Origin of the sequence: Pseudomonas sp. PHC1, assembly GCF_046487845.1 — a bacterium.
Taxonomy (GTDB): domain Bacteria; phylum Pseudomonadota; class Gammaproteobacteria; order Pseudomonadales; family Pseudomonadaceae; genus Aquipseudomonas; species Aquipseudomonas sputi.
The window spans coordinates 318,132-341,872 of record NZ_JBJXHJ010000003.1 but is presented as its reverse complement, the minus strand read 5'-3'; the positions used below and the strand labels follow the sequence as shown (position 1 = coordinate 341,872).

The window sequence follows — 23,741 nt, the reverse complement described above, 5'->3', positions numbered from 1 at the left end:
GCGTGGGAACGATCAATACCAAGGCGAACGAATGAAGATTTCCAGACAAGCCTACGCCGACATGTTCGGCCCCACCGTCGGCGACAAGGTGCGCCTGGCCGACACCGAGCTGTGGATCGAAGTCGAACAGGACTTCACCACCTACGGCGAAGAAGTGAAATTCGGCGGCGGCAAAGTGATCCGCGACGGCCAGGGCCAGAGCCAGTTGCTGGCGGCCGAAGTGGTCGACACCGTCATCACCAATGCGCTGATCATCGACCACTGGGGCATCGTCAAGGCCGACGTCGGCCTCAAGGACGGGCGCATCGCCGCCATCGGCAAGGCCGGCAACCCGGATGTGCAGCCCGGCGTGACCATCGCCATCGGCGCCAGCAGCGAAGTCATTGCCGGCGAAGGCATGATCCTCACCGCCGGCGGCATTGACACCCACATCCACTTCATCTGCCCGCAGCAGATCGAAGAGGCGCTGATGAGCGGCGTCACCACCATGATCGGTGGCGGTACGGGGCCGGCCACCGGCACCAACGCAACGACCTGCACTTCCGGCCCCTGGCACCTGGCGCGGATGCTCCAGGCCGCCGATGCGTTTGCGATGAACATCGGCCTCACCGGCAAGGGCAACGCCAGCCTGCCGGAACCGTTGATCGAACAGGTCAAGGCCGGCGCCATCGGCCTCAAGCTGCACGAAGACTGGGGCACCACCCCGGCGAGCATCGACAACTGCCTGAGCGTCGCCGACCAGTACGACGTGCAAGTGGCCATCCACACCGACACCCTCAACGAGTCCGGTTTCGTTGAAACCACCCTCGGCGCGTTCAAGGGTCGCACCATCCACACCTACCACACCGAAGGTGCCGGCGGCGGCCATGCGCCGGACATTATCAAGGCCTGCGGTTTCGCCAACGTGCTGCCGAGTTCGACCAACCCGACCCGGCCGTTCACCCGCAACACCATCGACGAACACCTCGACATGCTGATGGTCTGCCACCACCTCGACCCAAGCATCGCCGAAGACGTGGCGTTCGCCGAAAGCCGCATCCGCCGCGAAACCATTGCCGCCGAAGACATCCTCCACGACCTCGGCGCGTTCTCGATGATCAGCTCCGACAGCCAGGCCATGGGCCGCGTCGGCGAAGTCATCACGCGCACCTGGCAGACCGCCGACAAGATGAAAAAGCAGCGCGGCCCGCTGCCTCAGGACGGCGAAGGCAACGACAACTTCCGCGCCAAACGCTATATCGCCAAGTACACCATCAACCCGGCGATCACCCATGGCATCAGCCATGAAGTGGGTTCGGTGGAAGTCGGCAAATGGGCCGATCTGGTGCTCTGGCGCCCGGCGTTCTTCGGCGTGAAACCGACATTGATCCTCAAGGGTGGCGCCATCGCCGCCAGCCTGATGGGCGACGCCAACGCCTCGATTCCGACCCCGCAACCGGTGCACTACCGACCGATGTTCGCCAGTTACGGTGGTTCGCTGCACGCCACCAGCCTGACCTTCATCAGCCAGGCCGCGCAGGCAGCCGGACTGCCCGAAGCGCTGGGTCTGAAGAAGAAAATCGCCGTGGTCAAAGGTTGCCGCGAGGTGCAGAAAACCGACCTGATCCACAACGACTACCTGCCGAACATCGACGTCGACCCGCAGACCTATCAGGTCAAGGCCGATGGTGTGTTGCTCTGGTGTGAACCGGCCGACACCCTGCCGATGGCGCAGCGTTACTTTCTGTTCTGAGTCAGCGCCCCGGTCGGCGAAGCGTTCGACGACCGGGGTTGGCGGCACCTCAGCCGGTTGAGGTGTCCAGCAAATAACGCGAAGGGCCGGGCTGCTCCTCATCGAGCCCGACCGTCGCCGGCTCACCGGTTTCCAGGCGCGACAGGGCAATCAGTTGCTGATTGCGCTCAATGCTGCGTTCAACCTCGAGCATCTGCACTGCCTCCTGATAAGCCGTGCTGGTCACGTCGTCAAATGCCTCTTCAAGGCGTTGCAGCTTTTCATCTGCGCTGCGCTTGAGCGCGTCGAGTTCGTCCGGGTACTTCTCGTTCAAGTACTGCACCCAGTAATCACGGCTGATCAGTTCTTCATAGAAGCGCTCGCTTTTCTCCGCCTTCACGACCGCATCACGCGCAATCGTCAGCGCCTCTCCCCTGAGCGGCCCGGCGAAGCGTATATGAGTGGGCTGCCCCGGCAGTTGCAGTCCGTCCTCCCAGCCCGAAGTCAGGCCGATCCGATACTGCAGGCGCACCTCCGCAGGATCCGCGTGACGACCCATGCTGCGCGCAGCCAGTTTTTCCACCTCGCCCAGGCGGAACAGTTGACGCGACAAGTCGAGCAATGCCCGCCCCTTGGCAGCAAGACCTGGCTGCAAGTGTCGCAGGGCGTTGTACTCGAACACCTTGACCTCGATTTCACTGAACGCCAGGGTGCGTCCGTCGACGCAGGTCGTGTGCGTGGAGGCCATGGAAAACAGCGTATCGCGCAGTTCCTGACTGCCATCGGCCGCCTCGACAACCTCCCACACCCGGCGTGTCAGGTCAGCACGAAACACCCGGAACTCCTCGGTGTCCGGCATCCGCGCAAGCAGATGAAAGAACGCCCCGTTATCGGGTTCCGCTGCCAACCGCTGCCACATGGCCCGATAGCGTGCGGCGTCTTCTTGCGGAATGTTTTCAATCCACGGCGTCGCTTGCCGTTCGAGGACACTTTCGGCGAGTGTCGGGACCACTTCATCCGGTTCCACATCACTTTCGCTCCCCGTGTCTTCGTCTCCACTCTCGGTGCTGCTGTTCATGTCATCGATCATCCGGTCAATCTCGGCATACCTCAGACCCAGCACATCGTCACGTCCATGGGCATCGGCGTATTCACGCAGACGGATCAGGCTTTGCTGCGAGATTTCGAAGTTCTCCGACAGATCGCTGCCGGCAATCAGCGGTGCATGAGTGCCGTCATACAACTCGGCGGGGATTGACGATATCTCGTTGTTGCTCAAGTCGACCGTCTGCAAACGCGGGGCTTGCAGCAGCCCCTCCGGCCAGGCGGTCAGCAGGTTGTCACGCAGGTCCAGCCGCTCCAGGCGCTGCAGACGATCGACGCGCAGGGTACGCAGGCCGTTATGGCTGAGGTCCAGCCACTGCAGGTGCGGCAGGCCCTCGAGCGTTTGATCCAGCGCTTGGGAATCCACAAGGCCGGTGAGCGACAGTTCCAGTCGCTCCAGTTGCAGCATTCGTCCGACAGGCTCAGGGATCACCAGCAAGTGATTGCCGCTCAGATTGAGCCTGCGCAATTGGGTAAAGGCGCTGAGGAAAGCGTTGGAGCCATCGGTGGTGAGCTTGACGCCCGAGAGACTCAGGGAACGAACCGCCGCGAATGTTTCGTCCAGTGCGGGCAAGTTGCCCACCTGCAGACCGTCAAGGTTCAGCTCTCGGTCAGACACGCCATCCCAGTCGACGGTACTTTCACGCCAGCATTCCATGATGCGCCGGGCGGCGAGCTGGCGGGTGCGCGATGACACGACCCAGTCCATGCCTCGGGTTTCATGGGTGAACAGCCAATCGTTCAGACGCCGCGTCAGCGCCTCGAATGCCTGCTCCCACGCATCGATTTGTACACCGATCTGCGCCTCGGTCAGCCCTGCGCGCTGCATCCGCTCGATCGTCTGCTGCGCCTGCGTCTCGTCGGATGACGGGCACAGCCGCCGGATGCGCGGCCCCCACCCGGTCGGCCCCACGTCTGCCGGGCGCGGCGCAAGCGGCAGCAACCGCCGGACGATTACCGAGCCGCTTTCGGCGGGCGGCGTACGATGACGCGGCTCTTCCAGTGCAAAGCGTTGCAACGACCCCGGCAACAGGCCTCTGGCCTCTTCGATACGCTGGCGCGCGGTAGCCAGCGACATTTCGGCCTGCGCACTCAGCGGGGTACCGGTGAGGCTGGTATCGAGCAACAACGCTTCACGCCCAAGCAACGCCTCCGGCAGCGAGGTCAACTGGCTGTCGCTGAGATCCAGCCAGGTCAGCTCCGGCAGAAACTCCGCCCCCACCGGCCATTCGCGCAGGGCCGTCGCACTCAGGTCCAGGGCCTTCAGACGATTCATCCCGCGCACGTCGATAGTGCTCAGCGGGTTGCCATGCAGGTTGAGGGTTTCAAGTGCCGGCAGATCGCTTGACTCGAGCGGCAGCTCTGCCAGGCCACAATGGCTCAGATCGAGGGTTTCGACCCCGCCAAAGGTAAGGATGAAACTGCGCAACTGCTCGACCGGGGCCTGCAACCCGGGCAGTTGCAGACTTCTGACATGGGTGAACCCGTCAGCCGAGAGTGTCGGCAGGCTGTCCAGCGGCGAGCCGGGAATCTCCAGCACCGAGGCATCGTTGGGCAGGCTGACGTACAGATTGAAAAAGATACTGTCGGTACGCGCGCCATAGCGCTGGAACAATCCGGCGCGCCAACTGGCTTTCAGCGCAACGGCCACCGCCGAACGCGCATTCGGTTCGGAGCCGACCCATGTGTCCAGACGGTTGAGTTCACTGTACTGCTCACTCAAGGATTCAATCGCGGTGAAACGGCTGGCGGCGTCCGTCCAATGCGCCCGGAAACCCGCACTCAAGACATCGAACAGGCTCGACTCCATACCGACAAAACGCTTGAGTTCTCCGCGGCAATAATCCGCGACCATCTCGTCCAGATCGATCAGATGCCGAGGCTGACTCCGAACGAATTCGTAGATCGGCTTGAACGTGCGACGCGGGAATTTCGACCAGTCCAGCGAAAGGCCGGTCAACAGTCGCTGGTGACCTTCATAGACTTCCATTGGCAGGTGACTGATCGCGGTCGAGCGCAGGTTCAGGCGCTCCAGTCGTGGCAATTCCAGAACACCGTTGGGCCACAGGTGCATTTGCGGACTGCCGACCTCAAGCCGGCGCAACTGGTGCATGCCCCCGACGTCGAGCGTCATGGGCACCACTGGATTGAGGCCGCTGGCAGTACAGCGCAGTTCCAGTTCCTCGAGCCGGGTCAACTCCCGAAGCCGCATCGCTACCTGGCCGGTGATGGGTGTCGAAAGCTTCAGACGGGTCATGTGGCGCAACGTCTTCAACGTCGTGAGCACTTTGTCGAATTCTGCAACGTTTGCGGTCAGGACCAGCTTCTCGACGTGGGGAAACGCCGCAAGCGTTTCACCAGGCAACGGCGCGCTCAGCGTCAGTTCGCGAACGTGGGCAAAGCTCGCCGTCAATGGCGGCAGCGGCGCATTACTGATCAGCGTCAGGCTGGCTGCTTGCCGGTCGTGGGCGGCCAAGGGTTCATTGCGCCAACACGCCTTGATGCTCTGCACCACGCTGGCGAACTCGTCACGGGTGGTGCGCAGACGCATGTTCTGCGATACCCGCCATTGCTCAAGGGTTGTTTCCAGCTCCAGCCACTCGCTCAGACGGTTGTTGAGCAGATGAAAGATCTGTTGGTCGGTCTTGCCCAGACGCCATTGTTCCAGGATGAAGCCGCGAGCCTGCACATCGGTCAGCCCCGGGTAGACGCTCTGGACATGAGCAGTCAACGCCGGGCTGGGCCCCGGCCCATCGCCACTGGCGGGATACCCGCGCAATCCGGCAGCGATGCGTTGCGGCGCCTTGAACCACGGCTTTTCGGCGGTACCTGCACGCATGATACGGGCCGATTGACTGCGGTCGGCAAACGCTCGCTCAATGATCGCGCCTTGCAACTCGACGCTCTGCCCGACGTTCGGCAGCCCCAACGCGCGACGTGCCTGATCGGGCAAGGCGTACATCAGCGAGGCGAAAAAATTGTCGCCCTTGTGCGCAATGCTGTTGAGCGGCTCGCCAAGCTCATTGGCGGCTTGATAGGCATCTGCATACTTGACCAGATACTTGCGTGTGGAAGCCGTTTCGCTGCCGATGGCATCGAGCATCGGACCGTTGGGACTGCCTTCACGGATTTCCAGACGCACCTCATCGGACCAGCCTGGCAGCCGGCCCAACGTCTGCAAGGCCAGATGACTGCTGTCGGGCGAGGCCATGGTTTCACTGCACAACCCGGCCAGAGCACGGCTCAGGCGCTGCTCACCGCCGTACCAGCGGGCGAGCTCCTGCAAATGCAGCGGGACCGTTGCCGCGCTTTCCAGCCGCGTCAGTTCCGCGGCGTCGGCCTGTTCCAGCGCAGCGGCGGCCGCACGCTCGGTCAGGCCGGGTACGGCGCGTTGCAGCCTTGCCGTCCGGGGACCCACAGGCCCGCCTTCCTTGAGAAGGCTGTTGAAGAGCGCGGGCTGTTGCGCGCTGGCGAAGTCGGCCATCTGTCTCGAGAGTTCCAGGGGCCGGGTCTGCCGAACGCGAGCCGGCTCGCCGCCCAACAGGCGAACCGTCTCCGCTTCATCCAGCGTCGCGAGTATTCGCGCCGGCAGGGCCCCGCTCAACACCTCGGCCCGACTGATCCGGATCGGCGCCTTGCCCTCGCGTTTCGTCCCGAAACCGGATGCCCGGCCTGACAGATCGGGGCGGTCATAAACCTTCAACATGCGCCCGGACGGCCAACGCGGCATGTCGGGAAGCAACGGCAGCAGGTGCATGAATCGAGAATCGATCGCCTGCGTGCCCGCGGCCTGTTCGACGATCAGTCCGGCATCGCGCTCGGCGTTGAACAGTTGCATGGCGTCCGCCAGTTCCGCTGGCGGCAAGGCACTGTCCAGGTGCATCTTGCGCAAGGCGTTGTCGCTGACACCGGCGACGTCGGCCATCCTCAGCAACTGCGCGTCAGTGAACGGTTCGGTGCCGGGGCCGAGGCGTCGCAACAGCGTCAGGCGGTCCCAGTCTTGCGGGCGCTCAAGGGTGTGCAGCCAGGCGCCGGCGCCGTTATGAGTCAGGGGTGGCTGATAGGCGTGCGGATCGTGCGGATGACGGATGCGCCAGGCCTTGAGCGATGTGTCGTAAGTCTGCTGATAGGTCTTGCCATCCAGCCGGATCCAGGTTTTCCCTTCAACCTCGTACTGCCCCAGCGCATTCGGTCGCGCGTGCGGATCGAGCGCGACCGGACTTTCGTAGCCCTTCAGGTCAGGCTTCCACAGACGGGTCGTGCCGTCGGGCATTTCTACCGGATGCAGATTTTCGATGATCGGCACCGATCTGGCAGCCGTCAGCCGCGCGAACCCTTTTCCGGCTCCCGCCATCAGGACAACCAACGCAAGATTTTGCGCGACATCGATCAGATGCGCCCTGGCGGCCTTGCGATCACCTTCGCTCCACTCGATAACGCCCTCAAAGGTTTCTTCGAGCAGTTGCACGGCCATCACCGCCATCATCACTTCACCGAGCACCGGCACGAACATCGAAACGCCCATCAGCACCAGCATGCCGATGTTCAGCAACGCGGCGAGTTTTGCCGAACGCGCCTTGGCGTCTACATCCACCGTGGGCACCGCGTGACTGCGGGCATCGGCGAGCAGACGGTCGCGATGCTGCTCGAACTGGTAGCGCCACAGGTCGGTGTTGTCCGCCCAGATCCCGTGTCCCTTGCGGGCCAGGCCCACCGGATTCAGATACGGATCTGCATTTTGTATCTGCTCGACGGGCGGCGCGGGCGGTAGCTGGCGAACGCCGGTCAGTACCGCACTGATCGGATTGAGCGCCTTGAAAATCTCGTTCAGCAACGGCTCGTAGGGGGCCAGGTTTTGTGAAAACGTGCGGTTCGGGCTGTCCTCGGTGAATTGAGCGAAGTAGTGCGGTCGGTCGGCATAGGCGACGAACCGGCTGAAAAACCGCTGGTAGGCATTCGGTTCGCCAGGATGAGCCTGAGTGGCGTCGCGTGCGGTGAAGCGCTGCTTGAACATCGCTGCGATTTCCCGCCCCTTGTAGCGTTTGAGCGGATGGTAAGGATCGCCCGGGATGTACAGGATCGAATCGTCGCTGTAGCGGTACTTCTCGCAGATCGTGAACATTACACAGCCGGTCAGGCGCCGGCCCATCAGGCCCAGATCGCGAAACCAGATCTGCCGATGGCCCTGACGCGGTGCCAGCTCTGCGTCGAGGATCGAGCGAATCGAATCGTAGTCTTCGCGTCCGATATCGCCTTTGACCAACGCCAGCTCTGCCGCCGCGCGCAATGCGGTTTTATGGGCATCGATAAATGTGTCACGCAGCAGCTGCTCGGCGGCAGCGTCCCTGGGGCGCAGGAAATCCTTGAGGTAATCCTGGTATTTCGCCCCGATGTCCAGCGAGCGGCACAAACCGGTGAACTGCTCGACCGTCAGAGGCGTATTCAATGGCGCCAGGGTACCGGGGGTCGAGGTTTCACTGCGAAACCCCGACGTTTCATGGAAGGCGCCCCTTTTACATTCACGAGCTTCGAAATTGTGCAGAGCCGCTTGCAGCAAAGGCAGTTTCATGACTTCGAAGAAGTCGATCTCGATGGCGAAAATCCCCGACTCCACCGGTTTGTTCAGTACCAGCCAGGTCTTGTTGACGTCCAGCGTTACGTTGAAGCGTTCCTTGAGGGCTCTGGTCAGCAACGGCGCAGCGAAGCTGTCGATGTCCTGAACGCTCGACATGACGTTGTCCAGGCGCTTCCGGGCAGCGACACTGGCAGCCACGGCGTCACCGATTGCCTTGCGTTGATCCCGCGATGCGCGTCTGTACCAGACCGGCGGGGCGGAGCCGGTCCCCTTCAAGGCTTCGCGCTGTTCAACCGTTGCGTCGATCAACCAGTCTGGGCTGGCCTGCTGAAGGAACCCGGCATGCCGACTCTGTGTCACGACCGGCCCTGAGGGCGGTGCAACATTCGTTGGCGAAGCTGAGGTGACGGGATTTTCGGACATGGTTTCGCTCCTTGAAATGGAGCGAAAGCAGACCATGGCGACGCGGTGCGACTGCGGTACATAGGTCTCGCGGCGCAGCCTCTTGTCAGCGGAAATTTCAGGCCCGAGCGGCGCTTTCTTTCCCGCGCAAAGGGGCTAATATTCGACACGCCCCGCCTTGAATTTTCAGGAACCAGTACATGCGTTTATCCGAATTCATCAGGCAACACGCGGATCACATCGTCGAGGAGTGGGAGCAGTTCGCCAGGACCATCACCCCGGCGGCGGACACCATGGATCGCGCAGCGTTGCGCGATCATGCCAGGGCGATTCTGCTGGCCGCCGCCCGCGATATGGAAACCGCACAGACCGCCCGCGAGCAGATTGCCAAGGCCAAAGGCGAAGGCCCGGAGAAAACCCCAAGCCTGGACGAAGCCGGCGCCAGCCACGGCGAGTTGCGCCATACCGTGGGGTTTGATCTGGTACAGATGACGTCCGAATTCCGCCATCTGCGCGCCTGCGTGATTCGGCTCTGGGTCGGGCAACTGAAATCACCGGACATGGCGTATTTCCAGGACATGATCCGCTTCAACGAAGCCATCGATGAAGCCCTGGCCGAATCGACCGCGGCTTACGCCGAACAGGTCGAGCGTTCCCGGGACATCTTTCTCGCCATCCTCGGCCATGACCTGCGCGCCCCCTTGCAAGCGGTCAGCATGTCGAGCGAACTGCTGATGCGCAAAACCACCCTGGAAGGCGATGCGCTGACCCGCGCGCTGAACATCAGACAGAGTGCGCGGCATATGGCGGCGATGGTCAGCGACCTGCTGGAACTGGTGCGCAGTCGCCTGGGCAGAAGCCTGCCGATCGAGCCCGCGCCAATGGATCTGGCCGACGCGGCGCGCGCGGCCCTCGCCGAAGCATTAGCCGGCAATCCGGAGTGTGATCCGACCCTGAAAATCGAAGGTGATACCCGTGGCGTCTGGGATGCCGGACGAATCGATCAACTGCTGCAGAATCTGATCGGCAACGCCCTGCAACATGGCTCTCACCCACGAGAGGTGATCGTGGCACTGCGCGGTGAGACCGAAACAGTACATGTGACAGTACACAATTACGGGGCCCCTATTCCCGCAGAAGCCATCGGGACTATTTTTGATCCACTGGTGCGCAGTGCAGACGAAGAGCTCGGGCAGGCGTCAACCAGCCTCGGTCTGGGCCTGTTCATCGTCAAGGAAGTGGTGACCGCCCACGGCGGAACGATCGAAGTCAGTTCAAGCGAAGCCGACGGAACGCTGTTCAGCGTGACACTGCCCAGACAGGTTTAAGGCGATTTCATCGCTGGCAAGCCCGCGATGGGGCTCAATGACATCCGAGAAACTATTCAACCACCAGTCGCCCCAGACGCTGACGGAGCATCCGGTTCTCGGCCCGCAGTTCCTGCACTTCTTCCAGCAGGTCCAGCGCCAGGGCGACGCCTTCCCATTCCAGGTCCAGATCGCGCCGCAGCTTGGCGGCGCGTTTGGCCAGGGCCAGTTCGTAGTCGGTGAAGCGCCATTCCCTGGGCTGCGAGCCCTGAGGTTCGAGGATGCCGTGTTCGACGATTTCGATCACGCAGACGTCCGCCAGGTCGGCCGCCTCACAGAATTCTGCCATGTCCAGTTGAACGATCAGGGGGCTGCTCATGATGGGCTACTCCGTCGTCAGTATCAGAAGTTCTCGCGCGGATTGAAGGCGGCTTTCTTCGCCAGTTCCTGCCACAGCGCCTTGACGTCATCACCGTTGGCCTTGGGCATCACGGCCTTGAGCTGGACGAACAGGTAACCGCGCTCGCCGGCCTTGTTCTGCAGACCGTGACCCTTGGCGCGCATGCGCTGACCGTTCTGGCTGCCGGCCGGCACCTTGAGGTTGATCTTGCCGGTCAGGGTCGGCACGGCCACTTCGGCGCCCAGCGCCAGCTCCCACGGCGCCAGCGGCAAGGTGATGATCAGGTTTTCGCCTTCAACGTCGAATTTCGGGTGCGGCGCGAAACGGATGGTCAGGTACAGATCGCCGTTGGCACCACCACCGATGCCCGGTGCGCCCTGGCCCTTGAGGCGGATGCGCTCGCCGTCGGTCACGCCCGCCGGGATCTTCACGTTCAGGCTCTTGCTGGTGTTGCTGACGTGCTGGCCCGAACCGTTGTATTGCGGTACTTGGAAACTGATCTTTTTTGATTCGTTCGAAAGCGTCTCTTCCAGAAAGATCGGCAGTTCCAGTTCCACGTCTTGCCCTCGCCGTCCGGCGCTGCGGGATTGCCGGCCAGCGCCGCCACCGAAACCGGGGCCGCGATTGCCGAAGATCGAACTGAAGAAGTCCGAGAAGTCGCCGGTGTCGCCACCGCCGCCGCCAAAGCCGCCACGGCTCTGCCAGCCCGGCGGGCCCTGAAACGGCTGACCGTGCTGGCCATAACGGCGCAGGTCGTCGTATTCGGCGCGTTTGTCGGCGCTTTTCAGCGCTTCATAGGCTTCCGAGGCGTCCTTGAACTTGGCCTCGGCGTCCTTTTCCTTGCTGACATCGGGGTGGTATTTGCGCGCCAGCTTGCGATAGGCAGCCTTGATTGCCTTGTCGTCAGCCGTCGGCTCCACGCCGAGTATCTTGTAATAGTCTTTGAAGTCCATCGAAGGAATCACCATCCGTTATCGATTTCGCGCCGATGCCAGCATGCGCCGATTCGCGCGTGCCGGGTTGACCGATCTCAAGTGTGTGACCGGGTGGCGCAGCAGAAGTTTATCGGCAGTGGACGGCGGTTCTTGCGACCACCGGTATGTCTGCCGGCCCATGCCAGCAAGTTTGGGGCAAAGCGCCGAGTTTCAAGCAAGCTTAGTCGTGAAATAGCAGATGACCGGCCTTCGAATCTGTCGCGCACTGACATACACTGCGCGGCCGTTTTTTTGACCGGAACCGAAAGACCATGAAAGACGCCTCTCCAGCCCGTGCCTGCGGCATCGACTTCGGCACGTCCAACTCCACCGTCGGCTGGCTGCGCCCCGGCATGGAAACAATGATCGCGCTGGAAGACGACAAGATCACCCTGCCGTCGGTGGTCTTTTTCAACATCGAAGAGCGCCGTCCGGTTTACGGCCGCCTGGCGCTGCACGAATACCTGGAAGGCTACGAAGGCCGGTTGATGCGCTCGCTCAAGAGCCTGCTCGGTTCCAAGCTGATCAAGCACGACACCAGCGTTCTCGGCACGGCGATGCCGTTCAAGGACTTGCTCGGGCTGTTCATCGGCCAGCTCAAGAGCCGCGCCGAAGCCGCCGCCGGTCGTGAGTTCGAGCAAGTGGTGCTGGGCCGTCCGGTGTTTTTCGTCGACGACGATCCGCTGGCCGACCAGGAAGCCGAAGACACCCTGGTGGAAGTGGCGCGCAAGCTCGGTTTCAAGGACGTTTCGTTCCAGTACGAGCCGATCGCTGCGGCCTTCGACTATGAGTCGACCATCGAAAAAGAAGAGCTGGTCCTGATCGTCGACATCGGCGGGGGTACGTCGGACTTCTCACTGGTGCGCCTGTCGCCCGAGCGTCGTGGTGTGGATAACCGCCACGACGACATCCTCGCCACCGGCGGCGTGCACATCGGCGGGACCGACTTCGACAAACAGCTGAGCCTGCAAGGCCTGATGCCATTGTTTGGCTACGGCAGCCGGATGAAGAGCGGTGCGTTCATGCCGACCAGCCACCACATGAACCTGGCAACCTGGCACACCATCAACTCGGTGTATTCGCAGAAATCGACCCTGGCCCTGGGCAGCATGCGTTACGACATCGAGGACACCGGCGGCATCGACCGTCTGTTCAAGCTGATCGAACAGCGCGCCGGGCACTGGCTGGCGATGGAAGTGGAAGAAACCAAGATCCAGCTGACCCACAACGACAGCCGCCATGTACCGCTGGACCGTATCGAGTCAGGCCTGAGCGTGGAACTGACCCGGGCGCTGTTCGAGTCGGCCATCGAGTCGCAGCTCGAGCGCGTGCGCGGCAGCGTCACCCGGTTGCTGGCGGACGCCAATGTGGCGGTGGGTCAGGTCGATACGGTGTTCTTCACCGGCGGTTCGAGCGGCATTCCGGCACTGCGCAACAGCGTTTCGGCAATGCTGCCGAACGCGCGGCATGTGGAAGGGAACATCTTTGGCAGCATCGGCAGCGGTCTGGCGATTGAAGCCATGAAACGCTATGGCGTTTAAAGCCGCCCGGTGATCGTTCCCACGCTCTGCGTGGGAACGATCACCTACTAAACCATCCCGCCCAGCTTCAGCTCACTCTTCAGGTATGCGTAATAGATCGGCCCCGCCACCACCCCCGGCAGGCCGAACGCAGCCTCGAACACCAGCATTGCCAGCAGCAACTCCCAGGACCTGGCACTGATCTGCCCGCCGACGATGCGCGCGTTGAGAAAGTATTCCAGCTTGTGGATAACGATCAGGTAGCCCAGCGCCGCAATCGCCACCCAGATCGACAGCGACAGCCCCACTATCGTGATCAGCGTGTTCGACATCAGGTTACCGATCACCGGCAGCAGGCCGAGCAGGAAGGTCAGGACGATCAGGGTCTTGGTCAGCGGCAGCTTGATCCCGAACAGCGGCAGGACCACCGCCAGGAAAATTCCGGTGAAGAAGGTGTTGAGCAGGGAAATCTTGATCTGTGCGAAGACGATGTTGCGAAACGCCTGAACCAGCAGGTGCAGACGGTCGAACAGCGCAGCCGCCAGCGGCTTGCGTTTGGTGACGTCCGGTACCCGCTGCAAGGCGATGATCGCGCCGAGCACCATGCCGATCAGCAGCGTCACGAACATGTGCGCCGCGTCCTTGCCCACCAGTTGCAGGTCGGACAAATGCTTGCTTGCCCATTCACCGATGGCCACCCGGAACTCGGCGGCACTGGCCGGCAGGTAACTGTCGAGAAACGGCGGCAGTTGCCCGCGCGCGCGGTCGACCACGCCCATGAATTTGTCGAGGGAAGCCCCGGGGTTTTCCGCCTCGTGCAACAGGAAACTGATGGCCCCGGCAAAGATCAGCGCCAGCACACTGACCACCAGCGTGCCCAGTAGCGCCACTGCCAGCCAGCGTGCCCGACGACCTTCGATCAGCCGTTGCAGTTGCGGGGTGAGCATGTTGACCAGTTCGAACACCAGCAGCCCGGCCAGCAGGCTGGGCAGCAGACGCAATGGCAATACCAGTAACAGACCGCCGAAAATGATGATGCAACTGACCCAGAACACTACATGACGCTCAGAAAACGTTGGCATACAGCCTCAAAACGAACGGCGTAAAAGGATTGGCAGTCTGCCAGCGATCCGGCGCCGAAGCGAGCGGATGCCCTGCCGCTCGCTGCGATCTGTCGATCTTATTTTTTCTTCAGACAATCACTCATGAACGTCTTGCGCGCATCGCCCGTCAGCGCCTTGGTCTTGGCATCGGCATTACAGGTTTTCATCTTTTCCTGCTGCGGGGTCAGAGCCTTGGCGTCGTTGGCCGCCGGTGCTGCCTTGAGGCAGGTGCTCATGAAGGCTTTGCGCTCGTCGCCCTTGAGGCTCTTGGCCGTGGCGTCGGCGTTGCACGTGGTCATCTTGTTCTGTTGCGCCGTGGCGGCGAAACCCTGGGAGCACAGCAGCAGACCGATCATCAACAAAGGGACACGCAACATCTTCATGGAGTTTTCTCCTTGTCGCCGCCTCGATGGAGGTGGCCTCGGGCTGAGTGTAGTCAAAGCTTGTTACACCTTCCTCGCCTCAAGATGGCTGCGCCGATACTGCTCCGGCGTACACCCAGCCTGCCGGGCGAACATGGCGATGAAGGCCGAGCCAGTGCTGTAGCCGAGATCGAAGGCGATTTCCTGCACGCTACGCGAACTTTCCAACGCCTCGATCGCCGCGAGATAACGCAGCCGCTGGCGCCATTCGCCGAAACTCATCCCCAGCTCCCGCACGAACTGGCGGGCCAGGGTGCGCTCGCTGACATGCACCTGCGCCGCCCAGTGCGCCAGCGGCTGGTTGTTGCCGGGTTCGGCCTGCAGGGTTTCGAGGATGGTCAGCAATCCGGGGCTGCTGGCGTAGGGCAAATAGCATTGATGCACCGGCGCCTGGCGCAATTGATCCACCAGCACCTGGGCCAGGCGCTGGTCGGCTTCGAACGCGGGGATCTTCACATCGCGCGCAGCGAAATCCTTGAGGATTGCCTTGAGAATGTCGCTGATCGCCAGGGTGCAGGCCTGCGCCGGCAAGTCGCCACACACCTCCGGCGCCAGGCACACGGCCCGATAATTGACCGGTTGATGGCTGTAGAAACTGTGCTCGACCTGCGGCGGCACCCACACCGCGTACTGCGGCGGCGACATGAAACGGCTGCCGTCGACATCCATGTGCAGCACGCCGTGGGCTGCGTACTCCAGCGTGCCCCACGGATGGCGGTGCGGCGCGGCGTATTCGTGGGCGTTGAAGTCGGCATAGCGGAAATACACCGCCGACGGCAGTTCGCTGAAATCCAGCAGATCGATGTGTTTACTGTTCATGCTGTCCGGAATCAGGGGCGGGTTGTCCGGTTCGCAGTATAGGCCTGCATCCAGACAGGGGATAATCACCGTTCATCAACGTACTGGTTTCTCCTCCCATGCAATACGCGTTTCCCCTGCTGGCGATTTTCATCTGGGCCGGCAACACCGTGATCAACAAGCTCGCGGTCGGTGCAATCTTCCCCGCCGAGATCGGCTTCTACCGCTGGCTGCTTGCCGGCCTGCTGTTTACCCCGTTCATGCTCGGGAAGGTGATTGCGCACTGGCCGCAGATCCGTCCGAACCTGGGCAAGATTTTTATCCTCGGCGTGCTCGGCATGGCGGTCTATCAGAGCCTGGCCTACTTCGCGGCGACTCTGACCAGCGCCACCAACATGGGCATCATCTTGTCGCTGATGCCGTTGATGTCGCTGGCCATGGCGATCATCAGCCTCGGCCAGCGCCTGACCGCCGGTGCCTTGGTCGGTGCGGTGCTGTCGTTTGCCGGTGTGCTGGTGGTGGTGTCGTCCGGCAGCCTCGGCGCTTTGCTGCAACACGGGGTGAACCTGGGCGACGCGATGATGCTGATCGCCACCCTCGCCTACGCGATCTACAGCACCTTGCTGAAAAAATGGCAGCTGCGCCTGCCGCCGCTGGTGTTGCTGTATCTGCAGGTGCTGGTGGCGGTGGTGGTGCTGTATCCGCTGTACGCCATGTCGCCGAAAACCGGCCTGACCCTGCAGAACATTCCGCTGGTGCTGTATGCGTGCCTGCTGGCCTCGATGCTCGCGCCGCTGGCATGGATGCAGGCCGTGCAGCGCCTGGGGCCGAGCCGGACCACGCTGTTCTTCAATCTGCTGCCGTTGATCACCGCGCTGATTGCGGCGGTGGTGCTGAAGGAACAACTGGCGATGTATCACCTGGTCGGTGGCCTGCTGACGCTGGGTGGAGTGATTCTTTCCGAGCGCTGGACCACCGTCCTCGGTCGCGCCCCGAGGGCTGCCTAGACCCCGGCGGCTTTCAACCGCGCCGCATGCTCGACGAACAGCCGCACCGGGTCCGCCCCCTTGCCAACCAGTCCCAGCGACTGGTTGACGATGTCGAAGTGATCCATCGGGTAGTCATCGCCGATGACGGTGCCCAGGTGCGAGCTGTAGCGTCCGACCATGCCGTCGCACTGCCCCGGCTCGCGCACGAAGGTCTTGGCGAACAGCCGACAGCTGCGGTTGGTGCCGTCGAACAGGTTACCGCCACGGTCGGTCTTGCCCGGCTGCAAGGTGCCGGACCACGAGAAATACCGCACCCCGTTGACCTCTTCCGGCCCGTGCCCGCCCCAGGTCTGCGGCAGGCCCTGTGGATAACGCTGGTTGAACAGCGCCACGCCTTCGGTGGTCAAGGAATGGTGCGAGGCGTGGATATCCACCGGCAGTTTCGGCCCGTGGTAGCCGGTTTCCAGCAGCGCCATCAGCCAGCCGACGAAGCGCAACAACGCTTCAAGGATTCGGCCCTTGGCGCTGTCCGCCGGATAGTGTTTCGCCAGGTAGTCGGCCAGTTCCGAACCGTGATTGGGCCCGGCCACCGAGGTCACCGAGGCCACCAGATCCGGGCGCTTGGCCGCCGCATAACGCGCCGTCAGCGAGCCCTGGCTATGGCCGAACAGATTGACCTTGGCCGCGCCGGTCTCGCGCAGAATCTCATCGATACGCGCCAATAACTGCTCGCCGCGCACTTCGGTGGAATTGAGCGGCGACACCTGCACTGCAATCACCGTCGCACCACCCCGGCGCAATGCTTTGATGATCCCGTACCAGTACGGGTACAGCACCAGACGGATGAAACCGAGCATTCCCGGCACCAGCACCAGTGGATAACGTGTGGCCGAACCTTGCGACATGGGCAAACATCCTTGTGGTCGGTGAGTGGATGCAGGGCGTGCAAAACGCCCGCCAAGCATCCTCTTCGATGATGACAACTCCACGACCAGCCTACTTCAGCCCCACCACCCCCGCCACAATCAACCCCACCGACAGCACCTTCACCAGCGTCAGGCTCTCGCCCAGCAGCGCGAAACCGAGAAACACCGTGCCGAGCGAGCCGATGGCGGTCCAGATCGGGTAGGCGATGCTCACCGGCAGCTCGCGCATCGCCAGGGTCAGGAAGTACACCCCGCCCACCGCCGCCCCCACGGTGATCAGCGACGGCCAGAGCCGGGTGAAACCTTCGGCGTACTTCATGCCCATGGCGAAGGTGACCTCGAACCCGGCCGCGATCAGCAGAAACAGCCAGGCCACCTAGAACGCCCGGGCCAGGTCGAGCAAGCGCTGCTCGGCCTCGGCCACTGACACCGCGAAGGTGCGCTCGGCGGATTCCTCGCCCTCGGCGGCGACCACCGTGACGTCGTTGATGCCGATGAAACCCAGCGCGGTGCGCAACCATGGATCAGCGTGGTTCAGCGCCTCCAGTTCGCCACCCGGGCCAAATCCGAAACCGCCGCGACTGGTAACGATCAGCGCCTTCTTGCCGTGCAACAGCGGCGTGTATTGGGCGATGCCGTTGTCGAGGGTGTGATCGAACGTGAGGCCCAACCGCACGATCTGATCGACCCAAGCCTTAAGGCCGCTGGGCACGTTGAAGTTGTACATCGGCGTGGAAATCAGCAGCAGGTCGTGATCGAACACCTCGCCCACCAATTGGTCGCTGAGGGCCAGATCGGCCTGCATCGTCAGCGGTCGAGCCTCGGGTTCGGGGTAAAACGCCGCCGCGACAAACGCTTCATTGACCGCCGGAATCACCGCCCGCCCCACCTCCCGGCGGGTCACCTGAGCCTGTGGATGACGGACTTGCCAGGCGCTGAGAAAGCTTTCTGCCAGACGCCGCGAATGGGAACGCTCACCGCGAGGGCTGGCATGAATCGCAAGAATCTTGCTCATCTGAATCTCCTTGGGACTAGACTTGAGTGACGGTGTGGCGCCAGATTGCAGCCACTCAGGTATCGCCTCAAATGAGCAAAAATCAGTCGGGATGAATTGATTTCATCCGTGGAGTTTTCATGTTCGCTTCATTGCCCCTGACCGCCCTGCGCGCGTTCGAATCCGCCTCGCGCTTGTTGAGTTTCAAGGCGGCCGCCGAAGAACTGGCGGTGACGCCGACGGCGATTTCCCATCAGATCCGCTCGCTGGAGGACTGGCTCGGCGTGGCGCTGTTCGAACGCCTGCCGCGTCAGGTGCGCCTGACCGAGGGCGGCGAGCGGCTGTTCCGCAGCCTGCACGGCGCATTTTTGGAGGTGGCGCAAAGCGTCGACACCCTGCGCCCGCAACGCAGTGGCAGCAGCCTGACGCTGTCGACCACCGCCGCGTTCGCCGCGTTGTGGCTGGTGCCGCGCCTGGGGCGGTTTTATGCAAAACACCCGAACATCAATGTGCGGCTGGATACGCATTGCGAAGTGATCGACCTGCACCAGGACGCCAGCGTCGATCTGGTGCTGCGCTACAGCCTCGACGATTACCCGAACCTCTACGGGCTGTGCCTGTTCGATGAATCGTTCGGCGTGTACGGCTCGCCGGAACAAGTGGCACTGGCCGCCCGCCGCACCCCGGCGCTGATCAGCGTGCACTGGCACAACTCGAAACTGTACGCCCACGGCTGGGAAGCGTGGTGCGCGCAATCAGGCGAGAACTGGCTGAATCAGCACCCGGCCATCCGCGAATACGACGAAGAGCATTACGCCCTGCAGGCGGCCATTGCCGGACAAGGGTTGGTGCTGGCGAGCAACATCCTCGTTTCGCAGAGCGTCGCCAGCGGTCTGCTGGTGCCGTACAAGGGTGAGGTGCAGGTCGATGGCGCCGGTTACAGCGCACTTTGCGTACCGGGCCGCGAGCGGCATCCACCGGTGAAAGCGTTTTTTGCCTGGTTGCGCGAAGAGGCGCAGCTTTCCGGACATGTGCCGCGCTGAATCCGACAAAACTTTTTGCAGCGTTCATCACTCACAACCAGGTAACGATCACGTCAGCAGAACGTGACGCCAATCGGATTAGCCTCCAGGAGACTGAAATGAGTGATCTGCATTTGTCTGATGTTCAAACCCTGCGCGAGCGCGCCCGCCAGCACGTGGAAAATGGCGCGGTGACCGAAAGCTACAGCGCCAACCGTGAAGAAGTGCTGCGTCTGCTCAACGAGTCGCTGGCCACCGAACTGGTCTGTGTCCTGCGCTACAAGCGCCACTACTTCATGGCCAACGGCCTGAAAGCCAACGTGGCCGCCGACGAGTTCCTCGAGCACGCCACTCAGGAAGCCGAACACGCCGACCGTCTCGCCGAGCGCATCGTGCAACTGGGCGGCGAGCCCGAGTTCAACCCGGACTTGCTGTCGAAGATGTCCCACGCGCAATACGTGGCCGGCAACACCTTGAAAGAGATGGTCTATGAGGACCTGGTCGCCGAACGGATCGCCATCGACAGCTACCGCGAGATCATCCAGTACATCGGTGAAAAGGATCCGACCACGCGCCGGATCTTCGAAGACATCCTGGCTCAGGAAGAAGAGCATGCCGATGACATGGCCGATATCCTGAAAGACCTCTAATCCCCGCAAGCTGATCGTTCCCACGCTCTGCGTGGGAACGATCTGACGATCCGGAAAATCATTGGGTGGGTTTGACGGTCACCGGCGCCTTGCCCGCCTTCATCTGCTCCAGCAACGGTGCGCACTGATTCGGCTCGCCCCCACTCGGCGCCACCAGCGCCAGCAGCCCCGCCGCCGGTGCAGCGATCACGCCCAGCGCCACCATCCCTGCCCCGCGCAACATCAACGGCACCGCTTTCACCCCGGCATCCGGCTTGATGAACTTGCCACGCACGTACAACGGCGAGCGCAGGGAAATCAGGCGCCAGCCCTTGGATTCCGGCGTCACCGTCAGATCCAGTTGCTCGGTGGCCATGTTCGCTGTGCCGTCGACGTAGATGATTGCGTTCTCGGTATCGAACACAAACAGTCTTGTCGTCGCCAGACCGGTCTTGATATCGAAGTCCGCCGCCGCGCAGTTGATCTTCACTTCCTTGTCGCCAAAGATCTTGCCGACCACGTAGTTGCCAACGTTGAGGCCGGCCAGCTCCATCAACTCACGGCTGATCGCGCCGTCGTTGATCAGCATCTTCAGGTTGCCGTTGGCACCGCCCAGCAGCTTGGCCACCGAGTTGCCGCGACCGGCGATGTCGGCATCGCCGTTGAGCTCGCCGAAACTGGTCTTCATCGGTTCGAAGGTCGGGAACAGCTGTTTGAGCTTGAACTTGCGCGCGGTCAGTCTGGCCCGACCTTCCAGTGGCTCGGTACGACCGTTGAGGCGAATCTGTGCATCCAGGTTGCCACCGGCCACGCCGAAGCGCAGCGGCTCAAGGCTCAGTTCGCCGTCGTTGAGTTTCAGGTGGGTATAAAGGTCGGTGAATGGCAGTTCTTCGCTGTGGACGATGCGCTTGCCGGTGAATTCGACGTCGGCATCCATGTCGCGCCAGCGCTCGGTCTTGAATTCTTCCACCGGTAAGACTTTATCCGCAGGCTGCTTGCTCTCACCGCCACGGGCCTTCTGCTTGGCATTGGAGTCGGCACCGATCAGCGGTGCGAGGTCGGCAAACAACAGTTGATTGGACAGCAACGCGCCACTCAGCTTGGGCCGTGGCTGGCTGGCGACGTAAGCCAGATCGCCATGGATGTCGCTGCTGCCGATCTTGCCGTTGAACTGTTCATAGCGAAATTGCGCGCCGCCCGGCTCATGCAGCTTGGCGATCAAGTGGCCGTCGGAGGCATAAGGCGGGGTATCCGGCAGGGTTACGCCGGTCAGCGGATACAAATTGCCGAGGCTGGCGCCCGCCAGTTTCAGGCGTAGATCGAGGGCACCGAGATTCAGCGGATCGGTCAGGGTACCGGCGAGTTCGATGCTGGTATCGCCGATCTTCGCCTGGGCCTGCAACGGGAACGGTTTGCGCGCATCCTGCAGCGCCAGCAAGCCGCCGATCTTGCCCTGGCCGGCGAGTTTCTGGCCGTGGTACTGGCCGGTGACTTTCAGGCCGAAGGCGTAATCCTGCGGTGCGCCGCCCTTGTCCTGCGCGGTTTTCGCCGCTTTGTCGCCGACGATGTCGCTGAACGGAATCGGCTTGCCCAGCGGATCGATCAACAGGTCGAGATTGGTCTTGAGGGTCTGGTCATCCAGGGTGACGTGGCCCTTGTCGAAGCCGATGGCACCGATGTCGACCACCCAGTTCGAGGGCTCGGCATTCGGGTCCTTGGGATCGAACGTGAAGGTCCAGTTGGCGCGGCCATCGGCCAGACGCTGCAATTGCGCATTGGGTTCGGTCAGGTCGATACGCGGGATCGTTACTCGTTGCGCCAGCAAGGCCAGTGGCGAGATGCGCAGCTCGACCCGTTTGAGGGTGACCATCTGCGGCTGCTTCGACCAGTCCGGATTGCCCAGCGTCAGGTCTTCGGCCACCACATGCGGCCATGGCACCCAGGCGCGCCAGCCGCCCTCGTCGAGTTCGCGCCGCCAGACCACCGACAGGTTGCCGTTGATGGCGAACGGTCGGTGCAACTCTTCCGAAACCTTGGCGTTGAGCGGCGGTTTGATCCGGTTCCAGTCGAAAAACACGATGATCAGCACCAGCACCGCCAGAAGCAGCACAAGGGTGGCGAAGGTCCAGGCGAAGATTTTACGCGTGCGCGTCATTGCACAAAGCTCCTGAAGGCGACTGCATCCATTGGCACGACGCAGCTGAGACGGCAGGCCGTGATGGCCCTCATGAAATCTGTGACTGACAAACAGCCCGCAGGTTTAATCCAAAGCCCCGTCGAGGGGGAAAAACGGTCGCCATTCTGACCGATCGGTCGAGTCAACGTTACCGGGCCCGCACTTTTGCGGAGCGCAAGTGGGTGGAAAATACCCACTGCAGTGCAAAACCGCCCGCCTGAAACGCCCGAGCTAGAGCCTCCCAGGCGAACAATCAATTCTGTTGATTATTACCATTGTGTTTATGAACTTTTATATCGACTTATCGAGAGTAGCATTGCCCTCGTACCCACTTTATCGCCCTCCCAAGGAGCAACCCATCATGAAACGCCAACTTCTGCTCAGTCTTACCCTCTCGATGCTGGCCAGCACTGCTTTCGCTCTGCCAGCTGCCGATCAAGCAACTCCGCAAGTCAAAACCAGCCACTCGGTGTTCAGCCAGACCGTGGCTGCTGATGGCGGTGACCGCACGCCACAAGGCCAGACCCTCGCTGAAAACGGTCGCAACCGCCTGGAAGAAAAAGGTCTGGTTCAAGACGGCTACGACAAGACCCCACAAGGCCAATTCGTCGCAGAAGGCGGCCGTGATCGTCTGGAAGAGAAAGGTCTGGTTCAAGACAGTTCGGATCGCACGCCACAAGGTCAAATCCTGGCATCTGATGGTTCCGATCGCACCCCACAAGGCCAAACCCTGGCATCGGATGGTGGCGACCGTACCCCACAAGGCCAGACCTTGGCATCGGATGGCGGCGACCGCACTCCACAAGGCCAGACCCTCGCTGAAGGCGGTGGTGACCGTGTGATCGAACGCAACAGCGCTTTGAGCTAAGCCCATGGCGGCCTGGAAAAAAAGCCCAATCCCCGGATTGGGCTTTTGACTTTTCAGCAGCCTGTATAAAGAAGTCGCGATTTCCCGCTTCCATCTCCCCGCTGCCGTTCGACGCCGACAAAGCCGATTTGCTAGAGTGCGGCGCTTGTCTTGCCTAAGAACACACCCTGCGATGCTGCCCCGCGCCGAACAGAAACAACAGACCCGCAACGCCCTGATGGACGCTGCCCGCCACCTGATGGAAAGCGGCCGAGGATTCGGCAGCCTGAGCCTGCGTGAAGTGACGAAAACCGCCGGCATCGTGCCCACCGGTTTCTATCGGCATTTCGCCGACATGGACGAACTCGGTCTGGAACTGGTCAGCGAAGTCGGTCAGACCTTTCGCGAAACCATCCGCCTGGTGCGGCACAACGAATTCGTCATGGGCGGGATCATCGATGCGTCGGTAAGGATCTTCCTCGACGTGGTCAGTGCCAACCGTTCGCAATTTCTGTTTCTGGCCCGCGAGCAGTACGGCGGATCGTTGCCGGTGCGCCAAGCCATTGGCCGTTTGCGGGAAGACATCAGCTCCGACCTGGCAGCGGATCTGGCCTTGATGCCCAAGCTTCAGCACCTCAATCGCGAGGGCCTGAGCGTGATGGCCGATCTGATCGTCAAATCGGTGTTCGCCACCCTGCCGGACATCATCGACCCGCCCGCCGAAGCCCTGCCCGAGCACCTGACGCCACAGGCGAAGATCACCCAGCAGCTGCGCTTCATCTTTATCGGGTTAAAGCACTGGCAAGGGCTCGGCAGTACCGAATAGTTCTTACCGAGCTGTC

General features: G+C 62.1%; 17 protein-coding genes and 1 pseudogene. 8 read left to right on the top strand and 10 right to left on the bottom strand.

The features are described 5' to 3' along the window. The first annotated feature begins 31 nt into the window (after positions 1-31). Positions 32-1,732: an urease subunit alpha gene (gene ureC / locus ACKJSM_RS06510; RefSeq protein ID WP_236181960.1), complete on the top strand. Its 1,701-nt coding sequence runs from the start codon at positions 32-34 to the stop codon at positions 1,730-1,732. A 49-nt stretch (positions 1,733-1,781) separates the two neighbouring features. On the opposite strand, the gene ACKJSM_RS06505 is transcribed toward ureC, so the two are convergent. Beyond that, positions 1,782-8,813 (bottom strand): NEL-type E3 ubiquitin ligase domain-containing protein, encoded by a 7,032-nt coding sequence (locus ACKJSM_RS06505; protein ID WP_410236988.1) that lies wholly within the window; start codon positions 8,811-8,813, stop codon positions 1,782-1,784. Positions 8,814-8,992: 179 nt separating this feature from the next. Here ACKJSM_RS06505 and ACKJSM_RS06500 point away from each other — a divergent pair, with 179 nt between their 5' ends. Continuing rightward, positions 8,993-10,120, top strand: coding sequence for a sensor histidine kinase (locus tag ACKJSM_RS06500; RefSeq protein WP_410236987.1), 1,128 nt, complete (start codon positions 8,993-8,995; stop codon positions 10,118-10,120). A gap of 52 nt (positions 10,121-10,172) precedes the next feature. Here the strand turns inward: ACKJSM_RS06500 and ACKJSM_RS06495 are convergent, their stop codons facing one another. Continuing rightward, the gene (locus tag ACKJSM_RS06495) at positions 10,173-10,478 is read right to left on the bottom strand and encodes a chaperone modulator CbpM (protein ID WP_339488865.1); all 306 of its coding nucleotides are present in this window, start codon (positions 10,476-10,478) and stop codon (positions 10,173-10,175) included. A 23-nt stretch (positions 10,479-10,501) separates the two neighbouring features. Next, a complete protein-coding gene (locus ACKJSM_RS06490) occupies positions 10,502-11,452 on the bottom strand; it encodes a DnaJ C-terminal domain-containing protein (protein ID WP_007950610.1) in 951 nt (316 codons plus the stop codon). A gap of 293 nt (positions 11,453-11,745) precedes the next feature. On the opposite strand from ACKJSM_RS06490, the gene ACKJSM_RS06485 reads away from it, so the two are divergent. Next, positions 11,746-13,014 carry an Hsp70 family protein gene (locus tag ACKJSM_RS06485; RefSeq protein WP_339488866.1) on the top strand — a complete coding sequence of 423 codons (1,269 nt, stop codon included), beginning with the start codon at positions 11,746-11,748 and terminating at the stop codon, positions 13,012-13,014. Between the two features lie 47 nt (positions 13,015-13,061). Here the strand turns inward: ACKJSM_RS06485 and ACKJSM_RS06480 are convergent, their stop codons facing one another. The 3 genes from ACKJSM_RS06480 to ACKJSM_RS06470 form a co-directional block, all read right to left on the bottom strand. Further along, positions 13,062-14,075 (bottom strand): AI-2E family transporter, encoded by a 1,014-nt coding sequence (locus ACKJSM_RS06480; protein ID WP_410236985.1) that lies wholly within the window; start codon positions 14,073-14,075, stop codon positions 13,062-13,064. A 98-nt stretch (positions 14,076-14,173) separates the two neighbouring features. Then, positions 14,174-14,479: a PsiF family protein gene (locus tag ACKJSM_RS06475; RefSeq protein ID WP_064379136.1), complete on the bottom strand. Its 306-nt coding sequence runs from the start codon at positions 14,477-14,479 to the stop codon at positions 14,174-14,176. Positions 14,480-14,542: 63 nt separating this feature from the next. Further along, the gene (locus ACKJSM_RS06470; RefSeq protein ID WP_236181954.1) at positions 14,543-15,337 is read right to left on the bottom strand and encodes an AraC family transcriptional regulator; all 795 of its coding nucleotides are present in this window, start codon (positions 15,335-15,337) and stop codon (positions 14,543-14,545) included. Between the two features lie 98 nt (positions 15,338-15,435). On the opposite strand from ACKJSM_RS06470, the gene ACKJSM_RS06465 reads away from it, so the two are divergent. Then, entirely contained in the window at positions 15,436-16,323 is an 888-nt protein-coding gene (locus tag ACKJSM_RS06465; RefSeq protein WP_339488871.1) for a DMT family transporter, read from the top strand. Here the strand turns inward: ACKJSM_RS06465 and ACKJSM_RS06460 are convergent. The 3 genes from ACKJSM_RS06460 to ACKJSM_RS06450 form a co-directional block, all read right to left on the bottom strand. After that, positions 16,320-17,210, bottom strand: coding sequence for an alpha/beta fold hydrolase (locus ACKJSM_RS06460; RefSeq protein ID WP_410236983.1), 891 nt, complete (start codon positions 17,208-17,210; stop codon positions 16,320-16,322). The two genes, ACKJSM_RS06465 and ACKJSM_RS06460, sit on opposite strands and share 4 nt — an antisense overlap. 91 nt (positions 17,211-17,301) lie before the next feature. Next, positions 17,302-17,607: a DMT family transporter gene (locus tag ACKJSM_RS06455; protein ID WP_410236982.1), complete on the bottom strand. Its 306-nt coding sequence runs from the start codon at positions 17,605-17,607 to the stop codon at positions 17,302-17,304. Further along, entirely contained in the window at positions 17,608-18,246 is a 639-nt protein-coding gene (locus ACKJSM_RS06450; RefSeq protein WP_236181950.1) for an FMN-dependent NADH-azoreductase, read from the bottom strand. A gap of 119 nt (positions 18,247-18,365) precedes the next feature. Between ACKJSM_RS06450 and ACKJSM_RS06445 the strand changes: the two are divergent. Both ACKJSM_RS06445 and ACKJSM_RS06440 read left to right on the top strand, forming a co-directional pair. Further along, a pseudogene (locus tag ACKJSM_RS06445) lies at positions 18,366-19,335 on the top strand (LysR substrate-binding domain-containing protein). Between the two features lie 31 nt (positions 19,336-19,366). After that, a complete protein-coding gene (locus ACKJSM_RS06440; RefSeq protein ID WP_064379129.1) occupies positions 19,367-19,897 on the top strand; it encodes a bacterioferritin in 531 nt (176 codons plus the stop codon). A 58-nt stretch (positions 19,898-19,955) separates the two neighbouring features. On the opposite strand, the gene ACKJSM_RS06435 is transcribed toward ACKJSM_RS06440, so the two are convergent. Beyond that, a complete protein-coding gene (locus ACKJSM_RS06435) occupies positions 19,956-22,031 on the bottom strand; it encodes an AsmA family protein (protein ID WP_410236981.1) in 2,076 nt (691 codons plus the stop codon). A gap of 382 nt (positions 22,032-22,413) precedes the next feature. On the opposite strand from ACKJSM_RS06435, the gene ACKJSM_RS06430 reads away from it, so the two are divergent. Beyond that, complete coding sequence (locus ACKJSM_RS06430) at positions 22,414-22,920, top strand: hypothetical protein (RefSeq protein ID WP_410236980.1); 507 nt, start codon at positions 22,414-22,416, stop codon at positions 22,918-22,920. 172 nt (positions 22,921-23,092) lie between these two features. Then, positions 23,093-23,725 (top strand): TetR family transcriptional regulator, encoded by a 633-nt coding sequence (locus ACKJSM_RS06425; protein WP_236181946.1) that lies wholly within the window; start codon positions 23,093-23,095, stop codon positions 23,723-23,725. Positions 23,726-23,741 lie beyond the last annotated feature (16 nt).